The 7853-nt window shown below is 59.8% G+C and carries 8 protein-coding genes and 2 pseudogenes; 3 read left to right on the top strand and 7 right to left on the bottom strand.

The genetic code is table 11. The annotated features are described in order from the left end of the window. The 5 genes and pseudogenes from BG52_RS13530 to BG52_RS13515 form a co-directional block, all read right to left on the bottom strand. A partial coding sequence (locus BG52_RS13530) for a thiamine-phosphate kinase (protein WP_051602341.1) occupies positions 1–1046 on the bottom strand: 1046 nt, incomplete at its 3' end. Between the two features lie 180 nt (positions 1047–1226). After that, the gene (locus BG52_RS13525; RefSeq protein ID WP_036582320.1) at positions 1227–2096 is read right to left on the bottom strand and encodes a YitT family protein; all 870 of its coding nucleotides are present in this window, start codon (positions 2094–2096) and stop codon (positions 1227–1229) included. A gap of 186 nt (positions 2097–2282) precedes the next feature. Beyond that, positions 2283–2366: pseudogene (locus BG52_RS16565) on the bottom strand (pyridine nucleotide-disulfide oxidoreductase); the annotation flags it as partial. Positions 2367–2516: 150 nt separating this feature from the next. Continuing rightward, positions 2517–2717, bottom strand: a complete 201-nt coding sequence (locus BG52_RS13520; RefSeq protein ID WP_036582323.1) for an H-type small acid-soluble spore protein — start codon at positions 2715–2717, stop codon at positions 2517–2519. A gap of 42 nt (positions 2718–2759) precedes the next feature. Beyond that, positions 2760–2945 (bottom strand): hypothetical protein, encoded by a 186-nt coding sequence (locus BG52_RS13515; RefSeq protein ID WP_051588118.1) that lies wholly within the window; start codon positions 2943–2945, stop codon positions 2760–2762. A 133-nt stretch (positions 2946–3078) separates the two neighbouring features. Here BG52_RS13515 and ku point away from each other — a divergent pair, with 133 nt between their 5' ends. From ku to ligD, 3 genes are read left to right on the top strand one after another with little or no spacing between them, the layout of a single operon-like run. Then, a complete protein-coding gene (gene ku, locus BG52_RS13510) occupies positions 3079–3945 on the top strand; it encodes a non-homologous end joining protein Ku (protein WP_036582328.1) in 867 nt (288 codons plus the stop codon). Positions 3946–3968: 23 nt separating this feature from the next. After that, complete coding sequence (locus BG52_RS13505) at positions 3969–5051, top strand: ATP-dependent DNA ligase (protein ID WP_051588115.1); 1083 nt, start codon at positions 3969–3971, stop codon at positions 5049–5051. Further along, positions 5041–5934 (top strand): non-homologous end-joining DNA ligase, encoded by an 894-nt coding sequence (gene ligD / locus BG52_RS13500; protein ID WP_036582331.1) that lies wholly within the window; start codon positions 5041–5043, stop codon positions 5932–5934. The genes BG52_RS13505 and ligD overlap by 11 nt, the downstream gene beginning before the upstream one ends. 92 nt (positions 5935–6026) lie before the next feature. Here the strand turns inward: ligD and cls are convergent, their stop codons facing one another. Continuing rightward, complete coding sequence (gene cls, locus BG52_RS13495) at positions 6027–7454, bottom strand: cardiolipin synthase (RefSeq protein ID WP_036582333.1); 1428 nt, start codon at positions 7452–7454, stop codon at positions 6027–6029. 203 nt (positions 7455–7657) lie between these two features. Then, positions 7658–7853 (bottom strand): annotated as a pseudogene (locus BG52_RS16205) (phosphoenolpyruvate--protein phosphotransferase); the annotation flags it as partial.

The raw sequence follows: 7853 nt of genomic DNA, 5'->3' as shown, positions 1-7853 counted from the left end.
GCAGCCCGCTCCAGCCAAACGGAGGCGGGGCCGCTCTCCACCTCGCCGATTACGTAGAAAGGCAGGCCCTCGCGGTTAAAAAGCGCGCGCAGCAACTCGCATTCCCCTGCCCCCGCCGTGCCGAGCAGCACATAGTCCTCGCCGCCGTACAGCATCCATTCCAAGGCCAGCGAGGCCGCATCCTTGCCGGAACCGACGCTGGCCGACACCGCATAAGAGGCGAGGCTGCCGGCCTTCGGCAGCAACTCCTCGCGCAGCACGATTGCCGCGCCCGACGCCTCGGCAATTTCCCAAGCCTCGCTGGCCAGCCCGTCGCTGACGTCGTTCAGCGACGTGCATCCGCCCTGACCGGCAAGCAGCCTGGCCGCATGCACCGACGGCTCCGGCCGCCGATGCACCCGTACAAGCACCGCCGTGCCCGCCGCCTCGGCGGCGCTGATCGGCACCGCGCTGCCGCCGTCGCCGGCCTTCGCACTCGGCCGGACTACGGCTGCGCTCGACTCCGGCGCGGTGCGGGCGCCGTCATTGCGGCGGTCGTCGGCCCCCGCCGCGTTGGCCCGTTCGCCTGCGGCGCTCAGCCAATGGAGACCGGCCGCGGACAACCCGACCGGGCCAGTCACAAACACCGCGTCGCCGGGCCGAGCCCCTGACCGGCGCAGTTCCCGGCCGGCTTGCACGGTGCCCGCGAGCGTCACGGCCACCACCAAATGCGCGGGCGACGACGTTGTGTCGCCGCCGATGACCGCGACGCCGTACCGTTCGGCGCACGCGTACAGCCCGTCGTAGAGCCGGCGCACACGCTCCGGCCCGAACGACGCCGGCACGCTCACCGACACCAGCGCGTGCCGGGGCTCACCGCCCATCGCGGCGATGTCGCTGACGTTCGCTGCAAGCGCCTTGTAGCCGATATCCTCGTCGGCCATCGTCACGGCGTTGAAATGGACGGTCTCCACCATCGTGTCGACCGCCATTACCCACTGGAGCGCCGTGCCGTCTTCCGCAGCCGGCGTTTCCACCACCGCCGCGTCGTCGCCGATTCCGAGCACGACGCCGCGCGAGCGCAGCCATTCGGCGCTTTGACGGCCCGCCGTCCAGTGGCGGATTCTCGCGAATTCGTCCAGCTTTCGTCGCCTCCCGCACCCTGTCTTTGTTCGTCCTTATTATAGCGATACGGCCTCCGGCAATCAACATAAGCGATGGCCGATCCACTGGTACGGCCAGCCTTCTTAATGGATATCCCTCTTCTTGAACCGCCCGCCCTTGACGTCGTGAATGTTGCCGACGGCAAGAAATGCGGCAGGGTCGATCTCCTGTACGATCGATTTCATCTTGGCTTCCTCAAGCCGCGTTATGACGCAGAAAATAACCCGCTTGCTGTCCCCGGTGAATGCGCCCTCGCCGTTGAGATACGTCACCCCCCGGCCTAACCGGTCCATAATCGCCGCGCCGATCTCCTGCGATTCCTCGCTGATAATCCACACCGACTTCGACTCGTCCAGACCTTCGATCGTTACGTCGATCGCTTTGAAAGCGATAAAATAAGCGATGATCGAATACATGGCATTGTCCCACCCGAACACGAACCCCGCCGCGAGCAAAATAAAGAAGTTGCAAAACATCACGATCTCGCCGACCGAGAACGGCGTGTTCTTGTTGATCAGAATCGCCACGATTTCCGTACCGTCGAGCGATCCGCCGAAGCGGATCACCATTCCCACGCCGACCCCCAGAACGCCGCCCCCAAACACCGCCGCCAGAATCGGTGACACGGTCAGCGGGTCCACCGGATGCAGCAGAAACGTGCCGACCGACATAACGGCGACGCCGTACAGCGTCGAGATCGCGAACGTTTTGCCGATCTGCTTGTAGCCGAGAATCAGAAACGGAAGATTGAGGATAAAGAGAAAGATGCCCAGCTTCATGCCCGTGATTTCTGATAGCATAATCGAAATGCCAGTAATGCCTCCGTCCACGATCCGGTTCGGAACAAGGAATATTTCAAGCCCGACGGCCATGAGCACGGCGCCGATGGTGAGAAACACGATCCTGCGGGTGATTTCCAAAGCCGATATTTTCTGATGATGCTGCCGCGCCATTGGCCTCACCCCTTAGCATTTTTCTATATTGTTATTTTACCTCACATTTCACGATAAATAAATAAAAATGACTGTCTCCCTCATCAAATCAAGCGCTTTCTTCGAATATCTCCCGATATCTCTGTTAAACTAAAAACCGCGGAGTCGTCCGGATATCCCGGAGCCTCCGCGGTCCGACAGGACCTTTTAGGCTTTCAATACGTCGTGGTCCACATACCGCTCGCCGTTCAACTCGCTGATGACGTTGATCGCAACCTTCGCTCCGTCGCCGGGGCCGTCACTCCTCGTTCTGGGGTCTGGGATCGTTGCCGATCCTCTCCAGTATACCACGATATCGTAGATACTTTCAAAAAGTAAGAACGAGGGGCAACAGTCATATGATGGGGTCGATACCATGCGTGTCGCCCGTGACTTCCAACCTTATCCCCGCTGATCCCGGTCCTCCGGCTCGCTCAGCCGATCTACCGCCACGGTATGGGTGTTAAGCGGATCGGAACCGATTTGCACCGTTGCCATTCCGTTATCCTCATCGATGTTCTCTATCCAGACCGGCCTTCCCTCCAGGTGAACCGGAAAAGTATCTTTCGAGCTGTAAATATGCATTGCGCGTTCCACCTTCATGCTGGCTCATCCCTTCCCTAATTCCGGCTACCCGGTGATCGGCTACCCGTTGTCTTGCATCGTATCCGTCGTTGTGTCGTCGATCAGGCCGTTGCCGAGCGTAACCTGCCCGCCTCCCAGCCCTTCGTTGACCATCCGATCGATATCCATGTCGTAATCGTCCCGTCCTTCGTGCCTCGCATCCTGCGCAGCCGCGCCGGACGACGGTGAATTGCCTGCTTCCGCCATTCCGTTCCCGCCCCTTTCCTTCATCATGTACTCGCTGAAAAATATGCCCTGCCCGGTTGGATTTCATGCATTCGGGGAACGCTGGATAGCGGGACGCATTTATCCGTCAATACGTCAAAGGAGGCTTTTTCGCATGCAAACGGTATGGAAAGGCGCGATCAGCTTCGGTCTCGTCCACGTCCCCGTGAAAATGTTCACCGCCACGGAAGACAAGGACATTTCCATGCGGCTGATCCACAAAACGTGCGGCGGCCCGATCTCGTATGTTCGCCAATGCGCCAACTGTTCGGTCACCGTCTCCTCAGAGGATATTGCCAAAGGCTACGAATATGAGAAAGGGCGGTTCGTGCTGTTCGAGAAAGAGGAGCTTGATGCACTCTCCACCGACGCGACGAAAACGATCCATATTCTTGATTTTGTGGACCTGCAGGAGATCGATCCGATCTACTTTCAGAAAACCTACTATTTGTCTCCCGATCAGGCCGGCGGGAATGCCTACAGCCTGTTGCTGGAGGCGATGCGCCAGTCCGGCAGGATCGGCATCGCGAAGATTTCCATCCGGTCAAAAAGCAGCCTCGCGGCCATCCGCGTCATTGACAACTGCCTCGCGATGGAGACGATTTTCTATCCGGACGAGGTCCGGTCGATCTCACAGGTGCCGGGTCTGCCGGAGGCGTCCGAGGTCAACGAGCGAGAGCTGACCATGGCTACGATGCTGATCCAGCAGCTGTCCGCGCCCTTCGACCCGGCCAAATACGAGGACGATTACCGCAAGCGACTGATGGAGCTCATTCAGGCAAAAATCGCCGGCGAGGAAGTGCATTTTGCGCCGGAGCAGCAGCGCACGAACGTCGTCGACCTGATGGCCGCGCTTCAGGCCAGCCTCGAAGCCGTCGGAACGCCGGCGGCCGCGCCCGCAGCGATGACGGATGGCGACAAGCCGGCGGCGACCAAGCCGCGCAAGGGCGGGAAAAAGAAAGCGAAAGAAACCGTTTCTTGAGGCTGAATGAGGAGGATTTTCGAGTGGGGACGTCTGAAGGTAAAGTCGGAATGCCTGTCGAACGGCTGTCGGTGGGCAATCGCGTCGGCGCCCTCCCCCTCCCGGCGGAGCCGATGGCGCCGGTGTTCGACGACCGCCTCCCTGAGGGCGAGGATTGGGTGTACCAGCTGAAATGGGACGGTGTCCGGATTCTGGCTGCGCTGGATGGAGCCGGCGGCGCCGAGCTTTATTCCAAGCGCATGCTGGTGAAAAACGGCACATACCCCGAGCTTGCCGCCATGCTCTCGGAGCGCTCGGCCGAGCTGGGCCCATGCGTGCTTGACGGCGAGCTTGTTTACTGGGACGGGGTACGGCCCAGCTTTCAGAAGGTGCTTCAACGGGAACGGATGCGCGGACCTGGCACAAGCGGCCGCCTGGAGGACTCGGGCCTGCTGTACGTGTTGTTCGACCTTCTTTACGATGGCAGCGAGGACCTTCGCCCGATGCCATACGGCGAACGGTATGCCCGACTGCGGAGCAAGCTGCCGGATCCCGGCCCCATGCTGCTCGTGACCGACACATTCCGGGACGGCGCCGCGTTATGGGCATGGGTTGAAGCGAACGGATGGGAGGGCGTCGTCAGCAAGCGCGACCGCTCGCCCTACCGCGAGGGCAAGAAGCATCGGGATTGGCTCAAAAAGAAGACCAAGCTTCTGCTCGATGTGGACATTGTCGGCATCAAGCTGAGGGAAGGCAGGGTGGCGAGCCTGGTGATGGCGATCAAGGGCGAATTCGCCGGGAGCGTCTCGCTCGGCCTCGACGAACCAATGAGACGGGTGCTGATCGAGCAAATTGCGCGTGAACGGAATGACGCGGATGGAGACCGTAATGACAGCGGCAGTAATCAGCGCGGCCATAGCCGCCGGGAGCTCGCGGGCCCTGCCTTGGAGGCCGGGGCCGCCATGCCGTTCCGGGCGCTGCCTGCCGAGCTGAAGAACGAGACTGTGTACTGGCTGCAAAAGCCGTTCGGATGCCGCGTAACCGGGCTGGAAATGACGGCGGCCGGCTTGCTGCGGCACCCGAAGCTGGCCGGGTTCGGAAGGGGGACGGACAAGCATGGCGGTTAAAACCAAAGGCACGATTGTGGTTGCCGGTTCGGAGATGACGATCAGCAATCCCGGCAAGCTGCTGTGGCCGGAGATGGAGATCACCAAGCTTGCCTTTCTGGAGAAGCTGATCGAGCTGTCTCCGTATCTGATCAACTATTGCGCCAGACGCTATCTGACCGTCATCCGGTATCCAAACGGGATCCACGGCAAATCGTTTTATCAGAAAAATTGCCCGGACCCGATTCCCGGCTTCGTCCGAACCGCCGAGCAGAACGGCATCCGATATGTCGTGCTCGACTCGCTGCCGACCCTGGTGTGGCTCGGCAATTTGGCGTGTCTGGAATATCACGCCTCCTGCGACCGGATCGGCGAGCCCGACAAGCCCACGGAGTGGGTGCTGGACATCGACCCGTCGCTGGAGGAGGAGCCGCGCATTATGGAAGCCGCCTGGCTTGCCGGAGAGCTGCTCCGTTCGCTCGGCATCTCGGCTGTGCCGAAAACATCGGGCGCGACAGGCGTGCAGATCATCGTACCGTTGCAGCCCGACCTCACGTTCGATGAGCTGCGCGCGGTCGGCCGGTTTGTCGGCGACTACTTGTCCCGTACCCACCCCAAGCTGTTCACCATCGAACGGATGAAGCGGAACCGCGGCGACCTTATCTACTTTGATTATCTGCAGCATTACCAGGGCAAAACGCTGTCCGCGCCCTACACGCCCCGCGCCCGCGCCGCCGCGTCCGTATCGACGCCGCTGACGTGGGAGGAGGTGCGGGCGGACGCGCGGCCGACGGCTTTCCACCTGCTCAATATCGGCGAACGACTGCGCCGCCACGGCGATCTGCTCGAGCGCGCGCCAGTTCAAAACCTGCGGCCGATTCTGGAGTTTATAAGAAAGAAATAGGTCGCTCCGCAGGAAATCCGACCCACACGACTTCGATTGGATGTCTATGCTTGCTTCCGGTATCGGATACCGGCATCACCATACCGTTCTGGCTACAGCAACGGCGCCAGCATCCGCGCCAGCACCTGCCCCGCCTTGCGTCTGAGCGGACGCCTCTGGAACTCGGACAGCGTAACCTCGCGCGAGTCATCCAAATCACGCATGAAATCCGCCTCCAGCCGCTCCATCGGCTTTACGTCGAACAGCAGCGCATTCAATTCAAAATTGCTGTAGAAACTGCGCAAATCCAGGTTGGCCGTGCCGACTGACGCGAGGAGATGGTCGACGAGCACGACCTTGGCGTGGATGAACCCTTTCTGATAGCGGAAAATACGCACCCCGGCCGTCAGCAGCTCCTCCACAAAGGACAGCGACGCGGCGAGCACTACCTTCGTATCCGCTACCTGGGGAATTATGATGCGCACGTCGACCCCCGACAACGCCGCGATCCGTAGCGCCATCAGCAGGCTGTCGTCCGGTATGAAATACGGCGTGGCGATGTAAATTCTGGTCTTCGCGACGGACAGCGCCGCAAAAATGCATTCCAGAATTTCCTCGGACGCGCTGTTCGGTCCGCTGGACACAATTTGTACTTGCTCGTCGCTCAGGCAGTTATGCTCCGGCAAATATGCCGGGTCGGACAGCTTTTCCTTCGCCGTGAACCACCAATCCTTCATAAAAACCTCCTGCAGAAAATAAACCGCATCCCCTTCCACCTTCAGATGCGTATCCCTCCAAAAGCCGAGCCGTCTGTCCCGTCCCAAATACTCGTCTCCGATATTAATGCCGCCCACGAAGCCCACGATGCCGTCGACAACAACGATTTTTCGATGATTGCGGTAATTCATCCGTTTCTCAAAAAAGGCCAGACGCGGCGTCAAAAAGCATTCCGTCCGAATTCCCGCCTGGTGCAGCTCTTTTAGGTATGACTCGCTTAGCTCGTAACTGCCAATCCCGTCGTAGATCAGCCGGACCTCAACGCCTGCCCTCGCCTTGCGGATCATGAGTTCCTTGAATTTCTCTCCGATCTCGTCATGGCGGATCGTGTAATACTCGAGATGGATATGGTGCCTGGCCCCCTCCATCGCCTGAAGGATGGCGCCGAACGTCGCTTTGCCGTCTGTGAGAATTTCCGTTTGGTTGCAGCCGGTTATCGGAGACAGCGTAGAGTTCTGCAGCAGCCGGAAAAGCCGCTCCTGATGCGCGAATTCGCCGTTGTGCATGTCCGAGGGCCGGTGAACGAGCTTGCAGCGGCGAAATGCCGTCAACCGCATTTCTTCGGGTACAATGCCGCATTGGCGGATTTTACGGCGGGTGCGGTATTCCTTGGCAAGAAAATAATACATAACAAAGCCGATGACCGGGAGAATGAACAATATGAATAACCATGCGACCGCCTTCGACGGCTGGCGAAATTCAAGGAGCAGAATTGTGGCGATTTGAAAAATGAAGACGAGCAGTGCGATCGTGGCCCAAATCATCCGACTCCCCCTCTCAGGTCTCTGTCTCTTTCTATATTAATTTACCCCAAAAATGCGGAGCGCATAGGCTGTCGGTCCGGTTTTACGGACAAACCCGCTAGCGGGCCTGCTTCAGACGTTTGCGGCTTGGGCTAAGCCTGCCGGCGCGCCCTGTACCTACGCAAAAGCCCCCGATCGATTCGGGGGCTTTTGCGTATGAAATATTAAGCTTTGGCCATAAAGTCTTGGACGGCCAGGCGGACTTCCTCAGGCGTATCCATATCGAGCACCCGCTCCACCAGCGTTTCGCATGCGGATTTGTCCAGGCCCGCGACCTTTTGCTTGATCGACGGGATCGCGGAGGGCGACATGCTCCACTCATGAAGCCCGAGACCGAGCAGCAGCGGAGCTGCGGCGGGG

Source organism: Paenibacillus darwinianus (assembly GCF_000598065.1).
Lineage (GTDB): Bacteria > Bacillota > Bacilli > Paenibacillales > Paenibacillaceae > Paenibacillus_I > Paenibacillus_I darwinianus.
The sequence above is the reverse complement of the archived record's forward strand: the minus strand, read 5'-3'. Positions and strand labels throughout refer to the sequence as shown.

What these genes read in the sequence shown, in the direction of transcription:
- cls (WP_036582333.1), bottom strand. Translation starts at nt 7,454, where the DNA reads ATGATTTGGGCCACGATCGCACTGCTCGTCTTCATTTTTCAAATCGCC.
- BG52_RS13525 (WP_036582320.1), bottom strand. Translation starts at nt 2,096, where the DNA reads ATGGCGCGGCAGCATCATCAGAAAATATCGGCTTTGGAAATCACCCGC.
- ligD (WP_036582331.1), top strand. Translation starts at nt 5,041, where the DNA reads ATGGCGGTTAAAACCAAAGGCACGATTGTGGTTGCCGGTTCGGAGATG.
- BG52_RS13515 (WP_051588118.1), bottom strand. Translation starts at nt 2,945, where the DNA reads ATGGCGGAAGCAGGCAATTCACCGTCGTCCGGCGCGGCTGCGCAGGAT.
- BG52_RS13520 (WP_036582323.1), bottom strand. Translation starts at nt 2,717, where the DNA reads ATGAAGGTGGAACGCGCAATGCATATTTACAGCTCGAAAGATACTTTT.
- ku (WP_036582328.1), top strand. Translation starts at nt 3,079, where the DNA reads ATGCAAACGGTATGGAAAGGCGCGATCAGCTTCGGTCTCGTCCACGTC.